The following is an 18476-nucleotide window of genomic DNA, read 5'->3' on the forward strand; positions in this document are numbered from 1 at the left end:
CACAATGACGCTCCCGGACATGTTCATCGACCACAACAGCCAGTTCGAGCAATACAACATCGCACAACTCAACGCGCCACAAATCGTCAAAACCGCCCTTAACGCTGTCGGTGCGGGCGCCACAAGCGAGCAGATCGCCTAAACCATGGCAAAACGCCGCGTTGACCAGCTTCTCGTTGACCGGGGACTGGTCGAAAGCCGGACCAGGGCGCAGGCCCTCATCATGGCGGGCGTGGTCTATACGGGAGACCGGCGTGTAGCCAAGGCGGGCGACATGCTTCCCGAAGAGGCTCCGTTAGCCCTCAAGGGACAGGATCATCCGTGGGTGTCCCGGGGTGGTCTGAAGCTTGCCCATGCTCTTCCGTTCTTCAAGTTTTCGCCTGAAGGGCGCATCTGCATGGATGTCGGCGCTTCCACAGGTGGTTTTACCGACGTGCTGCTGACCAATGGCGCGAGCAAGGTTTATGCCGTCGATGTGGGTCACGGGCAGCTTGCGTGGAAGTTGCGTTCCGATCCCCGTGTGGTGGTCATGGAGAAGCAGAACGCCCGCGCCCTCGACGCCACGCTCATTCCCGATCCCATCGGTGCCGTCGTCTGCGACGCCAGCTTCATCGGTCTTCGCACGGTCCTTCCGGCGGCGCTCTCACTGACGACGCCGGATGCGTGGGCGGTAGCGCTCATCAAGCCTCAGTTCGAGGCCGGACGCGAGCATGTCGGGGCAAAAGGGGTGGTCCGTGATCCTGCCGTGCATGAGCAGGTCTGCGTTATGATCGCCGACTGGTGGAGTGCTCTGCCGGGATGGGACGTGCTGGGGGTGGAAGCAAGCCCGATTACGGGTCCTGAAGGGAACCGCGAGTTTCTGATCGGCGCGCGCAGGATCGGATAGACAGCGGCCATGCGGCTTTCCTGAGGGCCCGCTAAAGCACTGCTGGAACAGAGGTTTTCCAGCAGTTGCGCAGCCGCATTCCAAAGAGGGGGCAGCTTCTCGGCGCTCCCGTAAAGACTCTTTATCCGCACGCAAGAGCTGTCTTTGATCGCTCTCTTTCGCTCACGAAAACAAGCCGGTGTCCTGTCTCCGTGGGAGCAGTGTCGCCGATGAACTACGCCGAGTGCGGGATCGGAACGGCTTTCGGCCATCTGCGGTGGAACCACAACCATTGCTGGGGTTCCTGCCTGATCCAGCCTTCCACATGCGCGTTCACAGCTTCCATAATCAATCGCTGGTCCGCTCCACGCTCGCCCGTTGCCGGGAGGGTCAGCGCCGGCTCGCACTCCAGCCGGAACCGCGTTGCGCCGATGCGAACAACGCGGATTGGCACGATATTGCGCTGAAACCGTGTTGCAAGCTGCGCCAGCGCGGGGGCAGTCCACGCATCCTGCCCGAAGAATGGAACCGCGATCCCGTCATTCATCTTCTGGTCCACCAGCAACCCCATCGTGCCGCCTGCGGACAGATGGCCGATAATCGCCCGGGCGCCGCGTGCTCCTTTGGGGAACATGAACGTCCCATGTCCGGCTTCGCCCCGGATGCGTTGAATCAGGCGCTCCATGATGGGATTTGAGGCCGCCCGATAGACGCCACCCACCGGCAGACCCAGCGCGCCGGCGATGGGCAGGATCATTTCCCAGTTGCCGAGGTGAGCGGAGAAGAACAGGGGTGGAAGTCCGTCTTTCCACGCTGCCGCGATGTTCTCTTCCCCCGAAACCTCCCAGCCCGGCCCCTCCGACGTGCGCGTCATGCTCCTGAGGTGCGAGAACTCCCCCACCACCCGGCCGAGATTGTTCCACGCGCCCCGGATGATTTTCTTCTGCTGGTTTTTTTCCATATCCGGAAATGCGATGGTGATGTTGTGCATCGCCACCCGCGACGCTGGCAGAAAGGGGCCGATGGTCTCCACGATGCGGGCACCAATGCCGGACGAACGCGCAGGACCCAGCAAGCGCATCAGGCCAATCGCACCGGTGAATGCAAGGACCGTCAGCGAGCCACGCAGACCGTTATTGTTGGACGAAACACTGTTTCGCGTCATGAAAGTTCCTGAGATGGGGAGCGGGTCACCCCGCATGCAGGCAGGACTTCCGGCAATATCTGATGCCTGAATAGGTCTGCCGGTCGCACTGGGCTGAACCGCCTTGAGTGTCACTTCCTGAGAGGACGAACGAAATGTTGACCCAAGAGGCGGATGTATCACGCCGCAAGAAAACAGAGCGTTACGAATAGTCTCTGTGGGCGCGTCGCCTGTTTCCGAGCCTTCTGAAATGCCAGCGGTCTGGGTTGCTTAACGGTCGGTTCCTACGCACGTGGATCGTTGATCCCTGAACACAGCATGGCAGAAGAGGTTCGGTGCGAGGATGTGAGTGGAGAGGGAATTTACAATCCGCTTTAAAAATCCTGTTCTGTGAGGGATTCCGGAACTCTCCGGGTTCCTCCATGGGTCAGCAGGAGCTGTTTCCGCCTCATTTCCCAAAGTGTGAGCTTTTACCTGCGCCGGACCTTTTCGAATCGCGCAATCACCCGGCCTCGCCGGAGCGCCGAGAGCCGCTGTATCCAGAACACGCCGTTCAGTTGGTCGATCTCATGCTGGTGGCAGGTGGCCCGCAACCCTTCCGCCTCCTCCACAAGTTCCACGCCATCAAGATTCTGATATCGCACATGCACCCGTGCGGCCCGTGCGATCTGTTCGTTCACGCCTGGCATCGAAACACTGCCTTCCTCACCCCTGCTCGTCTCATCCGACGCCCAGACGATTTCCGGATTGACGTATGTCTGTGGCACCGGCGCGTCCGGCAGTTCCAGCACGACGATCCTCTGGGCGACGCCGATATGCGGTCCTGTGATCCCGATCCCCGGCGCGGCCCGCATGGTGTCGAGCAGATCTGTGGCGAGTGCCCGCAACTGCGCATCGAACCGGAGGACAGGTTCGGCCGGGAGGCGCAGGCGCTGGTCGGGAAAGGTCACGAGCGGACGCACGGCCACATCAGGTCTCCGGAGTAAATAGAGGCGGGGCGCCTCTTCTGCCTTTCCGCCCTGACAGGAGCAACGTCTGGTAAAAAGAACGTCCCGGCTCCGGTCCTCGAACGAATCGATTTTTCTCCAATTCCCGGTCTGTCCGTGGTAGGAGGCCGCCTTCACAGCCATTTTCGACAGAGACAGGAAGACACAGGGTATGAGCGATACTGACTTCGCGCTTGATGCCGCCGACCGGGAGCGGATTCTCGCGAAGTCGGCGTTGTTCTCGCCCCCGCCGATCCAGCTTGCGGACGGTCGGCGTGACCTTGTCGGCCTGTCACGGGAAGAGCTGACCGAGGAACTGATCGCCATCGGCGAGAAACCGTTCCGCACAAAACAGCTCTGGCACTGGATCTATCATCAGGGTGTGACAGATTTTACCCGGATGAGCAGCATCGCCAAACCGCTCCAGCAGAAGCTGGCGGAACGGTTCATCGTCGGCCGTCCGGAGCCGACCGTCGTGCAGACCTCGCAGGACGAGACACGCAAGTTCCTGTTCCGCTTCCGTGACGGACAGGAAGCCGAGACGGTCTATATCCCCGACCGGCGCGAAGATCGGGGCGCGGTGTGCATCTCCTCGCAGGTCGGTTGCACGCTCTCCTGCACCTTCTGTCACACCGGCACGCAGAAGCTGGTGCGCAATCTAGGGGCCGCGGAAATCGTCGGTCAGTTCATGGGCGCGCGTGATTCTTACGGTGAATGGCCCAGCCCGAAAGGCGACACCCCCCGTCTGCTCTCCACCATCGTGCTGATGGGCATGGGTGAGCCGCTCTACAACTACGAGAACGTGGCCAAGGCCATGCGGATCATCATGGACGGGGAGGGGATCGCCCTGTCCCGTCGCCGTATCACGCTGTCCACGTCCGGTGTCGTGCCGCTGATGGACCGCTGTGGTGACGAGCTCGGAATCAATCTCGCTGTGTCATTACATGCTGTCCGCAACGATCTGCGTGACGAGATCGTGCCACTGAACCGCAAATACCCCATCGAAGAAGTGCTGGCGGCCTGCCGTCGCTATCCGGCGGCGAGCAATGCCCGACGCATCACGTTCGAATACGTCATGCTGCGGGGCATCAACGACAGCGAGGCCGACGCCCGCGAACTGGTGCGCCTGATCAGCGGCATTCCGGCCAAGGTGAATCTGATTCCCTTCAACCCCTGGCCCGGCAGCGACTACAAGCCCTCGACGCGCGAACAGCAGGCGAAGTTTGCTCAGATCGTCATGGATGCCGGTTTCGCATCGCCGATCCGCACGCCACGTGGACGCGATATTCTTGCAGCCTGCGGGCAACTGAAGACCGCGAGCGAGCGAAGCCGTCCCGTCCGCGAAGGTCTCTGAAACGTCGCTCCTGAGAAATTGAGCTTCCTGTCTTGCAGATGTAGGATTTGTCACTTGTGCGTGTGAGGTTGAAGACCAATCTTCCGGACGCCTTCGCAGGATCGAGCTGGCCTCTTCTGGCCGCCGGGAGAAGATATGATGAGTTATTTCGCCCACCTTCCTGACCGGACGGTGATTGCCGTCAGGGGTGAGGACCGCGTGAAGTTCCTTCAGGGACTGGTCTCCAATGACGTCACGACGGTCGAACCGGGAGCAGCCGCATGGGCGGCTCTTCTCACTCCCCAAGGACGCTGGAAGGCCGATTTCTTCATCTTTGCCGACCCCGACGAGCCGTGCCTGCTGCTGGACTGCGAGTCCTCGCAGAGCGCCATGCTGATGGAGACACTTTCGAAATTCCGCCTACGCTCGGACGTGAACCTTCAGGAGACGCAGCTGGTTGTCCATGCCGCATGGGGCGCTCTACCGGATGTGGCGACGGTGGAAAACGCCATTGTGGCTCCCGATCCGCGCCTGCCCACAGCCGGATGGCGTCTGCTGATGCTGGAACCTTCGCCCGTCGCGAAGGCGGACGCTGTAGCTTATGACCTGCATCGTCTCGTGCTTGGACTTCCCGACGGCGACCGCGACTGCGAGCCGGAAAAGACACTGCTTCTGGAAGCCAATTTCGATCTGCTGAACGGCGTTTCATGGAGCAAGGGTTGCTACATGGGGCAGGAGCTGACGGCGCGCACGCATTATCGCGGGCTGGTCAAGCGCCGTCTGGTGCCGGTGGCGTCGGAAGTCCCCTTGCCTGAACCGGGGACGCCCATCATGGCGGATGGCAGCGAAGTCGGTCATATCCGGTCCAGCCATGACCATTGCGGGTTGGCCTTCTTGCGCCCCGCCGCGCTCGAGCAACATCTGGAAGCAAACGGGCACAGGATCGTGCCCCGCGTCCCAGGCTGGCTTGCCATAGCTCTCGCAGAAGAGAAAAAGGGGGGAGCCGTCACGCAGGGAGGGGCCGCGACATGAAGGATATCGAGAGCATTCGGCCGACACCGGAAGCGGTGGAGCGCGAACTTGAGCGCGTGGCGTTCGATGCATCCGGCCTCATTTGCGGAATCGCGCAGCAGTATGACACCGGGGAAGTGCTCATGGTGGCGTGGCTGAACCGGGACGCGCTGAAAGAAACGCTTTTGCTGGGGCGCGTCTGTTACTGGTCTCGTAGCCGTGGTGCGCTGTGGCGCAAGGGCGAGACATCAGGGCAGGTGCAGCGGCTCGTGGAAGCCCGACTGGACTGTGACGGTGATGCGGTGCTCCTGCTCGTCGATCAGACAGGTGTGGCGTGCCACACCGGGCGGCGTAGCTGTTTTTACCGTCGATTCGGGCAGGAGGGACTGGAAACGATCTCCGATCCGCTGGTGACACCCGAGACTCTCTACGGCGGGTGAGGAACGGGTGTTGTCCCCGGTCCGCTTTTCACTCATTGTCTGTAAGCGAAGATGACAGCGGCCCGGAGCCTCACCATGTTGGAAAACCAGTTGCGCGAGCCCTCAGGCAAGCTGACCATTCGTGTCATCGCAATGCCGAGCAACACGAATGCCGCAGGCGATGTGTTCGGTGGCTGGGTCATGTCCCAGATGGATCTGGCCGCAGGCTCCGCAGCCGGTGTGCGGGCGCGCAGCAAGACCGTGACGGTCGCCATTGATAGTGTATCGTTTCTCGCCCCCATGGCTGTGGGCGACGAACTGTCAGTCTATACCGATATCGTGAAAGTCGGTCGGACTTCCATGATCATTCAGGTGCAGGCGTGGCGACGGGTGCGGCAGTCAACGGAACGCCAGCTTGTCACTCAGGGCAAATTCGTTTTCGTGGCAGTTGATGAAAACAATCGGCCGATTCCCATTCCTCCCGAAGTCGCGTCTTCTGACGACAAAGAAGAATGATTCCTTTTCAGGTCACAGTGTTCTTTTCCTATCCGGACATAAAAAAAGCCGCCTGAAAAGGCGGCTTTTTCATATCGGGAAGGTCGAGCTTCAGGCAGCGAGAGCAGCCTGGGCCTTCTTCACGATTTCACCGAAGCTTACGGCGTCATCGAAAGCGATGGCGGCCAGAACCTTACGGTCGATCTCGATCCCAGCCTTGTCCAGACCGTTGATGAAACGGCTGTAGGTCAGGCCATGCTCACGGACGGCAGCGTTGATACGCTGGATCCACAGAGCGCGGAATTCACGCTTCTTGTTGCGACGATCGCGATACGCATACTGGAGCGACTTTTCGAGACGCTCGAGGGCGACGCGATAGTTCGTGGAAGACCGTCCGCGGAAGCCCTTGGAGAGCTCGAGAACCTTCTTGTGACGGGCGTGCGTCGTTACGCCCCGCTTAACACGTGCCATTTATCAGGTGCTCCTCAAGCCAGCCCGTAGGGGGCCCACTGCTTCACAGTCTTCGCGTCCATCTCGGTCATAACCTGAGGTCCGCGATTCGTGCGCTTCATCTTCTGCGAACGGTTGATAAGACCGTGGCGTTTGTTGCCCGCGCCGCAGAGCACCTTGCCGGTTGCGGTGATTTTGAACCGCTTCTTGACCGACGACTTCGTCTTCATCTTGGGCATTTCAGTCTCCCTGACATAAGGCCGTCTCCACCCCGAAGGGTAGTGACGACAAGACACGGCCGGGCATGCCCCACAGGCCCGGGCGCGTGAATGAAAGGCGCTCATACAAAACCTGGGGCCGGCTTTCAAGTCATTTGTCGGATCTGCGCTCGTCCCGCCCCTTCCGGGAGGGGCAGACTATTCAGCATGGCGGCGCAAAGAACAGAATGTCTATATATGAATGGATATAGATAAAATATTCACTTCGACAGGCGATAAATAGGGAACAAAAGCAATTAAAGTAGTAAAAATTCCGCAATGACATAGATCATATTCTTGTTTTGCGGTTCCAAGCGCCGATTTATGCATCTATGAAAACATGGCACGGAGTGACACAAATGCGCCGACAGCTTCTCGCTGAGGCCGCATGTCACTTTACTATCGTGAAAGACCGTCGGTTTCCCGGCAGTGAGGGTTGAGAGTGATCAAGCGCATACTTACAGGCGTTGTAGGTGCCGGCGTTGTCGGCGGACTGGGGTTTCTTTGGTACGCCTGGTGGCCCGCCATTCCTAAAATCGCCCCCGTCCAGCCGGGACAGTTCTCTGCGGAGAAAATCGAGCGCGGCCGCATCGTCGCAGCCGAAAGCTACTGCGTCGAATGTCACACCCGTCAGGACGGAGGCACAGGCCCCGAACTCGCGGGCGATTACAGGATGCAGACACCGTTCGGCGATATTTTCTCCTCGAACATCACGCCTGATCCGGAAACCGGAATCGGCAACTGGTCGGAGGAGGCGCTCCGGCGCGCCCTGCACTACGGTGTGTCCCGTGACGGCTCCCATCTGCTGCCGGCGTTTGTCTACGATCATTTCACCAAGATGACCGATGCGGACATCTCGGACCTGTATGCGTGGATCATGACCCGTCCGGCAGTGCATATGACGCACCGCCCGAATGGCTTCCCCCTCAGCATTTCGCCACGCATCACGCTGGCTGCCTGGAAGCTGGTGTTCTTCACGCCGGGTCTCTACAAGCAAGACCCAAGCCACGACGCACAATGGAACCGTGGTGCCTACCTTGCTGAAGGCGCGGCGCATTGCGGTGCCTGCCATACGCCCCGTAATCTGGCGGGCGCTGAAAAAGTCGCCAACCACGAATATGATGGCGGCGTGGTGGATGGCTGGATCGCTCCTCCGCTGAACCAGAACAATCCGACGCCCGTCGTGTGGACGGAAGACGAGCTCTATCAGTATCTCCGTAACGGTGTTGCCCCGCTTCACGGCCCGGCTGGCGGTCCGATGTCCCCCGTTGCCCATGACTTCCTTGCGACGGTGCCGGAGTCGGACGTTCACGCGATCGCCTACTTCTTCGCGGACAAGGCTCATGCGGCTGAACGTGTGGCAGGCGACAAGGCCGCCATTGCACAGGCCATGACGGATTCGAAAAAGGATCTGGTCGGCTTCAGCACGGACCCCGATGCGCGTCTTTATCAGGGCGCCTGCGGAGCCTGCCATTACAACGCCGCGCCAGCACCGGTTCTGGGTCGCCCGGAACTCGCGCTCAACAATGCGCTGTGGCTGAACGAACCGACCAACCTTTACCTTGTCATGCTGCGTGGCCTGACGGCGAAGGAAGGTCAGAGCGGTGTCGCGATGCCAAGCTTCTACAATGCACTCAGCGACCACGACATGGCCCGACTGGCCGCCTATCTGCGTCGCACGCGGACAACCCTGCCCCCATGGACGGATCTGGAGAAGAAAGCTGCTGACGCCCGCAAGCTGGTGGAAGAACCGCCAGTCAATTCCTCGCACTAAGCCTCGGATGAGCTGGGATCACGGAGCCGTATCATGATAAAATTCAAACTTAATGGCCGTGACGTGTCGCTCGACGTGCCGGAAGACACGCCATTGCTGTGGGCGATCCGCGACGATCTCGGGCTGACCGGCACAAAGTTCGGTTGCGGCGTCGGCCAGTGCGGCGCCTGCACCGTGCATGTCGGCGGGCGCGCGACCCGATCCTGCGTTACGCCTGTCTCGGCGATCGAAGGGGCGGACGTCACCACGATCGAGGGGCTGGATCCGGAAGGCAGGCATCCGCTTCAGGACGCCTGGCAGGAAATCCAGGTGCCGCAGTGCGGTTACTGCCAGTCGGGACAGATCATGCAGGCTGCCAGCCTGCTGCGGGATTATCCCGATCCGACTGACGAGGATATCGACGGTGTCATGGGTGGCAGCCTCTGCCGCTGCATGACCTACATCCGTATCCGAAAGGCCATCAAGGAGGCCGCCGCCGCCATGAAGTCGGCCAGGACGGAGGGAGACAGCTCCAATGGGTAAGCTCGAACGTATTGCCGCCCAGCAGGATCGGGCCGCAGGACGCGGCCTGTCCCGTCGTGGATTTGTCTCCGCCGCCGTTGGAAGCTCGTTCCTGTTCGGCTTCGCCCGCGAGTCGAAAGCCGCGCAGACTTATCCGCTTGGCGCACCGCTCCCGCCGCCGGAGTTCGAGCCGAACATCTGGTGCTCGGTTGCGCCGGACGGCACCATCAACGTCAACATCATTCGCGCGGAAATGGGCCAGCATATCGGCACGGCCCTCGCCCGGATCATTGCGGACGAGATGGAAGCCGACTGGGACAAGGTGAAGATCACCTATGTGGACACGGACCCGAAATGGGGCCTGATGATCACGGGTGGCTCATGGTCCGTGTGGATGACCTGGGATGTGTTCCGTCAGGCCGGTGCGGCCGCCCGGACCATACTGGTCGAGGAAGGCGCGAAACTGCTCGGTATTCCGGCTTCCGCCTGCCACGCACGGAACGGCAAGGTCACCGGGGGTTCGTATTCCATCAGCTTCGGTGACATTGTTGCCAAAGCGAAGCCGACGCGCAGCTTCACCGCCGACCAGATGAAGAGCCTGCCGCTCAAGCCGGCATCGGAGCGTCGCCTCATCGGCAAGCCGGTGAAGTCTCTGGACATTCCATCCAAGACCAACGGCACGGCGATCTACGGCATCGACGCGAAAATCGATGGCATGGTCTATGGCCGTCCGAAGATGCCGCCGACACGTTACGGCTCCAAGGTCGTTTCGGTGGATGACAGCGAAGCGAAGAAAGTTCCGGGTTATATCCGTTACATCACGCTGGATGACCCCAGCGAGACGGTTCCGGGCTGGATTGTCGTGCTTGCGAAAACCTATCCGGCGGCCATTCGCGCCACGGACCTTCTGAAGGTCGAGTGGGCGGCGGGCAAGACCGCTAAGGTGAGCGAAAAGCAGATTCAGGATCGCGGCCGCGAACTGATCGCGAAGTCTGATGTCGGCACCATGATCTTCAACGACAAGGGCGTCGATGAAGCCTTCAAGGGTGCGCATCGCGTGCTTGAGCAGGAATATACCTGCGCTTCGGTGATGCACTATCAGCTTGAGCCGATGAACGCGATCGCCCAGCTGAAGAACGGCACATGGGAAGTTCATTGCGGCAACCAGTGGCAGACCCTGTTCCTGCCGGTCATCGCCAAGGCGCTTGGTGTGCCGGAAGCGAACGTGAAGATGGTCAGCTATCTGCTCGGAGGCGGCTTCGGTCGTCGTCTGAATGGTGACTATGCGGTCCCGGCGGCGCTGGCGTCCAAGGCCATCGGTGGCAAGCCGGTGAAGTTGATTCTCACTCGTTCCGATGACATGCAGTTCGACTCCATCCGCTCGCCATCCGTGCAGAAAGTGCGTGTGGCGCTGGATGAGAAGAACACCATTGTCGGGTTCGAGCATCACGCCACGGCTGGCTGGCCGACGGAAGTGATGGCTGGCGCCTTCATGGAAAAGGGCGTGGACGGCAAGCCGTACGATCAGTTCGCCATTGCTGGTGCGGACAGTTGGTATGATTTCGGCACGATGCGGGTCCGCGCGATCAGCAACGATCTCGCCAAGGAGACCTTCCGTCCCGGCTGGCTGCGTTCGGTGAGTGCGGGCTGGACGCCGTGGGCGCAGGAATGTTTCATTGACGAGCTTGCTCATGATCTCGGCAAGGACCCGGTGGCTTTCCGTCTCGCCCTACTGAATGGCGAGGGACCGGAGGGCCGCAACAAGGGCAAGGCTCCCGATTCCAACGGAGGCGCGTTGCGTCAGGCCGCGGTGGTGAAGCGGCTGGCGGAAAAGGCTGGCTGGGGCACGTCGCTGCCAAAGGACACGGGGCTGGGTATGGCCACCACCTTCGGTCAGGAACGCGGCATGCCGACCTGGACCGCCGGTGCGGTGCAGGTGCATGTGGATCGGGCAACCGGTGTCGTCACCTGCCAGAAGATCTGGCTGGTTCTGGATGCCGGAACCATCGTCGATCCGGACGGCGCGCTGGCGCAGACGGAAGGCGGTGCATTGTGGGGACTGAGCATGGCGCTGTGTGAAGGCAGCGAGATCGAGGACGGCGTCTGCCGCGATCGGAACCTCGATACCTACACGCCGCTGCGTATGCCGGATGTTCCTGAGATGGACATCGAGTTTGTCGACAGCACCGAAAAGCCGATGGGTCTCGGCGAGCCGGGCGTGACAACCATCGGTGCCGCGATCGGCAACGCTATCTTCAATGCCGTGGGTATCCGCCTGCGCCACATGCCGGTCCGTCCGGAAGATGTGCTGGCGGCTCTCAAGGCGAAAGGCGCGGCCTGATCGCGTCAGGAAATAGAGGGCAGGGGTTTTATCCCGTCTTTTGGAAGAGAGAGGCGTATCCTGCCCCTCTCTTCCTTTTCAAACGAGTTAAAAGGGGCTTCGGCCCCTTTTCTTGTTTCAGGGCCGTGCTCTGTGCTGGCTTGAAAAACAACCGAAGCCATCACACATTCCAGATGGTCACAGCCGCTCGACGGCTGCATTTGAATGAACTGAAAAACAGAGGGATATTATTTACATGACCGGACAGGAGACTACGAATCCGTCTTCCACGGCTGAAAAGCATGAATTCAGTGCCGAGGTCGGACGTCTTCTCGACCTTGTCGTTCACTCTCTTTATTCCGAACGCGAGATTTTCCTCCGCGAACTGGTGGCCAACGCCGCCGACGCGACCGACCGCCGCCGCTTCGAGGCCCTGACCGATGGTGCCCGTGCGCTGCCGGAAGACGCGAAGATCCGCATCAACCCGGATAAGGACGCCCGCCTGCTGACCATTACCGACGATGGCACCGGCATGAGCAAGGACGAGCTGGTCAGCAATCTCGGCACCATTGCCCGTTCCGGCACCCGCGCCTTCGGCAAGGAACTGGAGGGCGCGAAGCCTGAGGACAAGCCGAACCTGATCGGCCAGTTCGGTGTCGGCTTCTATGCCGCTTTCATGGTGGCGGATCGTGTGGAAGTCGTCTCCCGTCGTGCCGGTTCCGACGAGGGGTGGAAATGGACTTCTGACGGGAAGGGCGCTTACGAGCTTGCTCCTGCTACGCGGGAAAAGCCCGGCACGGATATCACCCTGCACATCAAGGAAGACGCGGACGAGTTCCTCGATTCATGGCGTTTGCAGGAAATCATCCGCAAGTGGGCGGACCATATCGCCTGGCCCGTGACCATCGTGAAGGATGGCGAGGAAAGCCCCGCCAACGAGGGCACGGCGCTGTGGCGCAAACCCAAGAATGAAGTGACGGAAGAGCAGCTCAACGAGTTCTATCGCCACGTCTCGCATAATTTCGACACACCGTGGGCCACGCTGCAATGGCGCGCAGAAGGCACCATCGAGTTCAGTGCGCTGCTGTTCATTCCCGGCTCGCGTCCTTTCGAATTCGGTGATCCGGCGCGTGAAAGCAAGATTCGCCTGCATGTCCGGCGCATGTTCATCACTGACGATGCAGCCCTCCTGCCAGCATGGATGCGCTTCGTGCAGGGCGTCGTGGACACGGAAGATCTGCCGCTGAATGTCTCGCGCGAGATGCTTCAGGCGACGCCGGTTCTGGCCCGCATCCGCAAGGCCGTCACGGGCCGTGTGCTGAGTGAACTGAAGAAGCGTTCCGCCGACAACGCCGAATTCCTGAAATTCTGGGAAAACTTCGGTGCGGTCATGAAGGAAGGGATCTGGGAGGACGCCGAGCACCGCACGGAACTCGCCGGTCTTGCGCGGTTCCGCTCCAGCGCTCTCACGGTCGATGCCGAAAACCCGGAGTCCGGCTGGACGACGCTTGGCGATTATATCAGCCGCATGAAGCCCGAGCAGGAGGCCATCTATTACCTGACCGGCGACAACGAGGATGCCGTGGCGAACTCGCCGCAGCTTGAAGGGTTCCGTGCGCGTGGGCTCGAAGTGCTGCTGCTGTCCGAACCGGTCGATTCCTTCTGGCCGGATCGCCTGACCAGCTTCGAGAGCAAGACCCTTAGAAGCGTGACGCAGGGTGCGGCCGATCTGGAGAAGTTCGCTGTCGAGGGCGAAGCCGCGACGGGTGAAGCCGCCGACATGGACATTCTCCTCCCCGCGCTGAAAGAAGCGCTGGGCAGCGAAGTGTCCGACGTGCGGGGCACGGATCGTCTGGTTTCCAGTGCCGTCGTGCTGGCGGCGTCCGAGAACGGGCCGGATCTTCAGTTGCAGAAGCTGATGCGTCGCAGTGGTCAGAAGATTCCCGAAAGCGCTCCGATTCTGGAACTGAACCCGCGCAACCCGCTGGTGCTGGAACTGGCGCGCAAGGCGGCGGAGAAAAGCCCGGCGGTCACGGATCTGGCGAAGGTGCTTCTGGATGTCGCCCGTATTCAGGATGGCGAGAATCCGAAGGACCCGGCGGCGTTTGTTCAGCGTCTGACGGGGCTGCTGACCGCAGGTGCAAAGAGCGCGTAAGCGGTCTCCTTCCTGACGGAGAATGGCGGGCGAAGTCGATGGCTTCGCCCGTTTTTTGTGGCTGTCTCACTATTGCCCTGAAATTAAGGTTTTGATGGACTGATGGAAGCTCCGGGCACAGTGCAGGCACCGGAGTAAATCTTTGCCATTGGATCAAAGAGCTGTGTCAGCGAAGGAAAAAGAGTTGAGTGATGATGGGGCGGATGGCGTGTATCTCATGCCACGCGATGGTTTTAGTGAGTCCCTCGCGTGTGCTGAACAGTCCTTCGTCACTGACACTCTGGCGGATGCGGTTTCAGCCTGCTCGGAAGCCTTTGAAAAATGGCCGGATATTCGGCATCTTCGCGCAGTGCTTCTGAAGGGCCTTGCAGGCGCACCGACAGGAGACCGGCGTCGGATCTGCGACCTTCTGCTGCGCACCGAAATGCGTGATGACGCGCAGGATGCCGATATCGCCACCGCCCTCTTCAACGAGAGGCGGTTCGAGGACGCATTGCCTCTGCTGCGCAACGTCGTCCGCCGCCTGAACGGCGAGCGTTTCTCTGCATGGAATTACATCTGTAGTCTCGAGCAGACGGGACGGTATGACGAACTGATCGACAGCACCGATCTACTTGATGACCTCGCCGCTCCTCAGAACGGGCGCATTTCACTCTATAGCCAGATGGCCAATGCAAAGCTGGCAAAAGCTTTTTCTCGAGAAGACGTTGTGCGCGACATGCGCTCCCTTGAAACGTCCCCGCTCTGGCTGGCGCCACATGATATTGCCGAGCGGGTAAAGGCCGTGATTCGGGAAGGTTCACCTTTTGCCGTCACGACGTTCGGTTATGCCGAGGCGCGGATGATATGCGCGACGAGTCTTCATGCATCCCTGCTGCTGCGCCCGGCCGAGATCGTCGAAATGGCCGATACGGTCTGGCGTCAGATCTCGGGTAAGCCGTTTGAAGAGTGTGCGGCGGCAACGCTGGCCCGGCTGGGAAAAGCCTGTCGCGATGTCGGGCGTGAACCCGGCGTGCTCTGCCTGCCGGGGTCCGGGGTGCTGACCCACGATAATCAGCATTTCGGTTTCTTCGCCGAGCAGGACCGGGAAGTGCGTACCGGACGGTACGCGCCGTTCTCCGGTCTGGATGCGATGGCGCAACTGGCCGGAGCGGACCCGGGGCTGAAGACCCTGCTTGGGGGACTGCCCTTTGCGGGTGTGGTGACCGATATTTCCGGTCTTGCTGCCAGAATCGCGGGGCAGTGTGATTTCGCGGCAGTCACGGAAGTGTTGCTGGAGCAGGGCGCGCTGGAGGCCACGCTGAAGCAGTTCGATGAGATTTGGGTTCCTTATCCGGGTGCGGTCTTCCTCGTGGCGGCAACGGCTTTGGGGCCCTATGCCTGTGCCCGCATCACCGCCGCCGGAGGAATCGCTCTCGATGTCGGGACCTGCGTCCCGACATGGGACGACTAAGCGGGCAGCTCGGTCGTCCTATAACGCCTCACGTTTGACTTCCAGTTCCAGCCACTGCTCCTCGGTTGTCGTCAGTTCCCGTTCCGCCTTGTCGAGGGCGTCCGTGAATTTGGCGAAAGCTTTCGGATCGCGCGCGTAAAGGTCCGCATTGGCCAGTTTTTCACGGAACGTTTTGATGGTCGTCTCGAGTTCCGCGATCTGCTTAGGGAGTTTATCGAGCGCAAGCTGATCCTTGTAAGACAGCTTACGGGTGGCGATTTTGCTGCTGCTATTTTTCGTTGCGACTGCGATGGCTGGTGTGTGTTCGACCACCGCCGCCACCCGCTCATCCAGCGCTACACCCCCGCGTTGTGCCAGCATGTCACTGTAGCCACCGGCGTATTCCGTCCAGACGCCATCGCCGGTCGCCGCGAGAACGGAGGTGGCGACCCGATCAAGAAAATCACGATCATGGCTGACAAGCAGAACGGTGCCGTCATAGGACGCCAGCATCTCCTGCAACAGATCCAGTGTTTCCAGATCGAGATCGTTGGTCGGCTCATCAAGTACGAGCAGGTTGGAAGGGCGGGCCAGTGCGCAGGCCAGCATCAGGCGGCCACGCTCTCCACCGGAAAGCCGTCCGACCGGAGTGCGCGCCTGTTCGGGACGGAACAGGAAATCTTTCATGTAACCGATGACGTGGCGCTTTTCGTCGCCGACCTGCACCATTTCGCCACCGCCGCCGGTCAGGGTGTCTGACAGCGTGCGGGCAGAATCGAGCGCCTTGCGCTGCTGGTCGAGGGTGACCATTGCAACTGATGGACCGAGCGTGACCTTGCCACTATCCGGCTGGTCCACGCCGGTGAGGAGCCGGAGCAGCGTGGTCTTGCCCGCGCCATTCGCTCCGACAATGCCCATGCGGTCGCCACGCAGCACGCGCAGATCCAGATCGCTCACGATGGGACGCTCGCCCCAGCTTTTGCAGGCGTTCTCGGCTACCGTCACCAGCTTGCCGGACTGGCCGCTCGTCTGGGCTGCCAGCGTGACCGTGCCTTGCGGCTGCACGGAATCCTTGCGGGTCGTTCTTAGTGCGGCCAGTTCAGCCACGCGCCGGACATTCCGTTTGCGACGGCCCGTGACACCGTAACGCATCCAATCTTCCTCGCGGGCGATTTGCCGATCGAGCTTGTGGGCGTCACGTTCCTCCTGCTCCAGAACCTCTTCGCGCCAGGTTTCGAATCGTTCGAAGCCCTGATCCAGACGGCGAGTCGTCCCACGATCCAGCCAGACGACGCTACGGGAAAGGGTTTCGAGCAGTCGTCGGTCATGGCTGATGATGACCATGGCCGTGCGGAGGGAGAGTAGTTCCTTTTCCAGCCATTCGATGGTCGGCATGTCGAGATGGTTGGTCGGTTCGTCGAGGAGCAGCACGTCCGGCTCGGCTGCGAGCACGCGGGCGAGCGCGCAGCGTCGGGCCTCACCTCCCGATAGTGTCGCCGGGGTATCTGTGGGGCTCATGCCCAGCGCGTCGAGCATCACGCTGGCGCGCCATTCTTGGGAAGGGTCCGTGAGTCCGTCGACGACATAGTCCATCGCGGTGTCGAAGCCGGAGAAGTCGGGTTCCTGCGGCAGATAGCGCAGGCTGCAGCCGGGTTGCAGGAAGCGCGTCCCCGAGTCCGGCAGGATTTCGCCAGCGGCGATCCGCAGAAGCGTGCTCTTACCGGAGCCATTGCGTCCGACAAGGCAGACGCGTTCGCCAGCGGAAACGGAAAAGCCCACGCCATCCAGCAGCGGTTTGCCGCCGAGCGTGAGAGTGATGTCCTGCAGAAGGAGAAGGGGAGGTGCCATAGGCGGAAAGTGTGGCGAAGCGCGCCGTCTTGCAAGCTTTCAGACGCATGGGCCTGAAAGGAAGTGCTCTCAGGGCACCGGCACGCCGCCTGTAATGGCCTGATAGGTGGCGATGGCGAGGGTCAGCGGCTCGAACGGCTTAGTGATGACGAAGGCGGGTTCGACCGTGTTGCCCGTCAGCAGGCATTCCGGATAGGCGGTGACGAAAATGACGGGAACAGTCATGGTTTTCATGATTTCCGCAACGGCTTCCATGCCGTTTCCACCTTCACCCAGATTGATGTCTGCAAGAATCAACCCTGGTTGCGTCTGCCGGGCCTGGGCTATGGCGTCGGCCTGAGTATGCGCGATACCGGCAACCGTATGTCCACAGCGCACGACCAGATCTTCGATATCCATGGCAATGATGGGTTCATCCTCTATGATGAGAATGGAAGTCTGCGACACTGATCTGATTGTCTTGTGAGCTTCTTCGATCTGTCTGACGGCAATCTTGTTGTCCAGACCGAGGACGTCGGCGGCCTGCGAGGAAGAAAGTCCTTCCAGAGCTGTAAGAAGAAGAAGCTGACGCTGGGGGAAGGACAGGACGTGGGGTTGCTGGCCGTCACCCTTAGGCGAATGGGCTTTTTCCGAGATGACACGGTAGAGACCAAGGCGCGCCGATGACTTCCCCGTTGCCTGCGTTACAAGGTCGCGCAGGCTCTCCGCCACCAGAAGATCGCCCTGTGACTGGCTTCCTGTCAGCGCCCGCGCGTAACGCCGTGCGTAGGGGAGTGCGCGGATCAGTTCGCTGCGTTGCGAATCGGGCATCGTGGATATTCCTTAGCGGGAACCGAATGGGCAAGCGGAGGTTAGGTTGGCATGGTAAACCATGATCAGAAAAGAGCCTCTGTTCCGAATATGGAAAGACAGGGTTCGTTTCGACATGGAATTGTCGCGCTTTTGCCGGAATTGCGGGCTTTCGCACGATTTCTGACCCGGGACGCTTCGCGCGCTGATGATCTGGTGCAGGAAGCTCTGGTGAGGGCGTTCGCCTCACGGGGCCAGTTTGCGGCCGATACGAATCTGAAAGCGTGGTTGTTCACCATTCTTCGTAATCTTTTCTACGAGCAGGCACGGCGACGCAAGCGCGAGCGAGAGATCCTGGATGAATATGGCGATCAGGCTCTCAGTCTGAATGCCCATGATGATGCATCAGATGAACTCTCCGATCTGAACAATATGCTGTGGAAGCTGCCCGACGCACAGAGAGAAGCGCTCATGCTCGTGGGGGCGCAGGGCATGTCATATGAAGAGGCGGCCGCCATATGTGGTGTGACTGTTGGGACGTTACGTTCGCGGGTTTTCCGGGGTCGTCGCTTTCTGTGTGAGTTAAGCGGCGGTTGGGAATCGGTTTTCTAGGATTTCTGTGTATATTTTTGTCATTGTTTTTGCGTGATTTTTTGTTGGTTTTCCGGGATTTTCTGTTGGTTTTGGGATGGTTTAG

17 protein-coding genes are annotated in these 18476 nt (G+C 60.5%); 11 read left to right on the plus strand and 6 right to left on the minus strand.

The features are described from left to right. The first annotated feature begins 145 nt into the window (after positions 1–145). On the plus strand, positions 146–886 hold the full coding sequence (locus GOB81_RS16195) for a TlyA family RNA methyltransferase (RefSeq protein ID WP_173571330.1): 741 nt from the start codon (positions 146–148) through the stop codon (positions 884–886). Positions 887–1100: 214 nt separating this feature from the next. On the opposite strand, the gene GOB81_RS16200 is transcribed toward GOB81_RS16195, so the two are convergent. Both GOB81_RS16200 and GOB81_RS16205 read right to left on the minus strand, forming a co-directional pair. Beyond that, positions 1101–2030, minus strand: coding sequence for an LpxL/LpxP family acyltransferase (locus GOB81_RS16200; RefSeq protein WP_242010321.1), 930 nt, complete (start codon positions 2028–2030; stop codon positions 1101–1103). Positions 2031–2479: 449 nt separating this feature from the next. After that, positions 2480–2977 carry a peptide deformylase gene (locus GOB81_RS16205; RefSeq protein WP_338421384.1) on the minus strand — a complete coding sequence of 166 codons (498 nt, stop codon included), beginning with the start codon at positions 2975–2977 and terminating at the stop codon, positions 2480–2482. A gap of 190 nt (positions 2978–3167) precedes the next feature. Here GOB81_RS16205 and rlmN point away from each other — a divergent pair, with 190 nt between their 5' ends. From rlmN to GOB81_RS16225, 4 genes are all read left to right on the plus strand, one after another. Further along, positions 3168–4349, plus strand: a complete 1182-nt coding sequence (gene rlmN / locus GOB81_RS16210; RefSeq protein ID WP_173571333.1) for a 23S rRNA (adenine(2503)-C(2))-methyltransferase RlmN — start codon at positions 3168–3170, stop codon at positions 4347–4349. A gap of 138 nt (positions 4350–4487) precedes the next feature. Further along, positions 4488–5360 (plus strand): CAF17-like 4Fe-4S cluster assembly/insertion protein YgfZ, encoded by an 873-nt coding sequence (ygfZ, locus tag GOB81_RS16215; RefSeq protein WP_173571346.1) that lies wholly within the window; start codon positions 4488–4490, stop codon positions 5358–5360. Further along, on the plus strand, positions 5357–5779 hold the full coding sequence (hisI, locus tag GOB81_RS16220) for a phosphoribosyl-AMP cyclohydrolase (protein ID WP_173571334.1): 423 nt from the start codon (positions 5357–5359) through the stop codon (positions 5777–5779). Before ygfZ ends, hisI begins: the two co-directional genes overlap by 4 nt. 75 nt (positions 5780–5854) lie before the next feature. Continuing rightward, the gene (locus GOB81_RS16225; protein WP_173571335.1) at positions 5855–6274 is read left to right on the plus strand and encodes an acyl-CoA thioesterase; all 420 of its coding nucleotides are present in this window, start codon (positions 5855–5857) and stop codon (positions 6272–6274) included. Between the two features lie 90 nt (positions 6275–6364). Here the strand turns inward: GOB81_RS16225 and rplT are convergent, their stop codons facing one another. Together rplT and rpmI are read right to left on the minus strand one after the other, a co-directional pair. Beyond that, complete coding sequence (rplT, locus tag GOB81_RS16230; protein ID WP_173571336.1) at positions 6365–6724, minus strand: 50S ribosomal protein L20; 360 nt, start codon at positions 6722–6724, stop codon at positions 6365–6367. A 14-nt stretch (positions 6725–6738) separates the two neighbouring features. After that, complete coding sequence (gene rpmI, locus GOB81_RS16235) at positions 6739–6942, minus strand: 50S ribosomal protein L35 (protein WP_173571337.1); 204 nt, start codon at positions 6940–6942, stop codon at positions 6739–6741. A 460-nt stretch (positions 6943–7402) separates the two neighbouring features. On the opposite strand from rpmI, the gene GOB81_RS16240 reads away from it, so the two are divergent. From GOB81_RS16240 to GOB81_RS16260, 5 genes are all read left to right on the plus strand, one after another. Beyond that, entirely contained in the window at positions 7403–8734 is a 1332-nt protein-coding gene (locus GOB81_RS16240; RefSeq protein ID WP_173571338.1) for a c-type cytochrome, read from the plus strand. Between the two features lie 33 nt (positions 8735–8767). Further along, positions 8768–9256, plus strand: a complete 489-nt coding sequence (locus GOB81_RS16245; protein WP_173571339.1) for a (2Fe-2S)-binding protein — start codon at positions 8768–8770, stop codon at positions 9254–9256. Continuing rightward, entirely contained in the window at positions 9249–11576 is a 2328-nt protein-coding gene (locus tag GOB81_RS16250; RefSeq protein ID WP_173571340.1) for a xanthine dehydrogenase family protein molybdopterin-binding subunit, read from the plus strand. Before GOB81_RS16245 ends, GOB81_RS16250 begins: the two co-directional genes overlap by 8 nt. A gap of 235 nt (positions 11577–11811) precedes the next feature. Further along, positions 11812–13710 carry a molecular chaperone HtpG gene (htpG, locus tag GOB81_RS16255; protein ID WP_173571341.1) on the plus strand — a complete coding sequence of 633 codons (1899 nt, stop codon included), beginning with the start codon at positions 11812–11814 and terminating at the stop codon, positions 13708–13710. 184 nt (positions 13711–13894) lie between these two features. Further along, positions 13895–15163 (plus strand): hypothetical protein, encoded by a 1269-nt coding sequence (locus GOB81_RS16260; RefSeq protein ID WP_173571342.1) that lies wholly within the window; start codon positions 13895–13897, stop codon positions 15161–15163. Between the two features lie 18 nt (positions 15164–15181). Here GOB81_RS16260 and GOB81_RS16265 read toward each other — a convergent pair whose 3' ends face one another. Next, positions 15182–16990: an ABC-F family ATP-binding cassette domain-containing protein gene (locus GOB81_RS16265; RefSeq protein ID WP_173571343.1), complete on the minus strand. Its 1809-nt coding sequence runs from the start codon at positions 16988–16990 to the stop codon at positions 15182–15184. Positions 16991–17059: 69 nt separating this feature from the next. Next, on the minus strand, positions 17060–17800 hold the full coding sequence (locus GOB81_RS16270) for a PhyR family response regulator anti-anti-sigma factor (RefSeq protein WP_173571344.1): 741 nt from the start codon (positions 17798–17800) through the stop codon (positions 17060–17062). A gap of 90 nt (positions 17801–17890) precedes the next feature. On the opposite strand from GOB81_RS16270, the gene GOB81_RS16275 reads away from it, so the two are divergent. Continuing rightward, positions 17891–18391, plus strand: coding sequence for a sigma-70 family RNA polymerase sigma factor (locus GOB81_RS16275; RefSeq protein ID WP_173571345.1), 501 nt, complete (start codon positions 17891–17893; stop codon positions 18389–18391). The last annotated feature ends 85 nt before the right edge of the window (positions 18392–18476 follow it).

It is taken from the genome of Acetobacter conturbans, assembly GCF_011516755.1.
GTDB classification, from domain to species: domain Bacteria; phylum Pseudomonadota; class Alphaproteobacteria; order Acetobacterales; family Acetobacteraceae; genus Acetobacter; species Acetobacter conturbans.

Coding starts and splice junctions, on each gene's coding strand:
- GOB81_RS16195 (WP_173571330.1), top strand. CDS start 146: ATGGCAAAACGCCGCGTTGACCAGCTTCTCGTTGACCGGGGACTGGTC.
- GOB81_RS16200 (WP_242010321.1), bottom strand. CDS start 2,030: ATGACGCGAAACAGTGTTTCGTCCAACAATAACGGTCTGCGTGGCTCG.
- rlmN (WP_173571333.1), top strand. CDS start 3,168: ATGAGCGATACTGACTTCGCGCTTGATGCCGCCGACCGGGAGCGGATT.
- ygfZ (WP_173571346.1), top strand. CDS start 4,488: ATGAGTTATTTCGCCCACCTTCCTGACCGGACGGTGATTGCCGTCAGG.
- hisI (WP_173571334.1), top strand. CDS start 5,357: ATGAAGGATATCGAGAGCATTCGGCCGACACCGGAAGCGGTGGAGCGC.
- GOB81_RS16225 (WP_173571335.1), top strand. CDS start 5,855: ATGTTGGAAAACCAGTTGCGCGAGCCCTCAGGCAAGCTGACCATTCGT.
- rplT (WP_173571336.1), bottom strand. CDS start 6,724: ATGGCACGTGTTAAGCGGGGCGTAACGACGCACGCCCGTCACAAGAAG.
- rpmI (WP_173571337.1), bottom strand. CDS start 6,942: ATGCCCAAGATGAAGACGAAGTCGTCGGTCAAGAAGCGGTTCAAAATC.
- GOB81_RS16245 (WP_173571339.1), top strand. CDS start 8,768: ATGATAAAATTCAAACTTAATGGCCGTGACGTGTCGCTCGACGTGCCG.
- GOB81_RS16250 (WP_173571340.1), top strand. CDS start 9,249: ATGGGTAAGCTCGAACGTATTGCCGCCCAGCAGGATCGGGCCGCAGGA.
- htpG (WP_173571341.1), top strand. CDS start 11,812: ATGACCGGACAGGAGACTACGAATCCGTCTTCCACGGCTGAAAAGCAT.
- GOB81_RS16265 (WP_173571343.1), bottom strand. CDS start 16,990: ATGGCACCTCCCCTTCTCCTTCTGCAGGACATCACTCTCACGCTCGGC.
- GOB81_RS16270 (WP_173571344.1), bottom strand. CDS start 17,800: ATGCCCGATTCGCAACGCAGCGAACTGATCCGCGCACTCCCCTACGCA.
- GOB81_RS16275 (WP_173571345.1), top strand. CDS start 17,891: ATGGAAAGACAGGGTTCGTTTCGACATGGAATTGTCGCGCTTTTGCCG.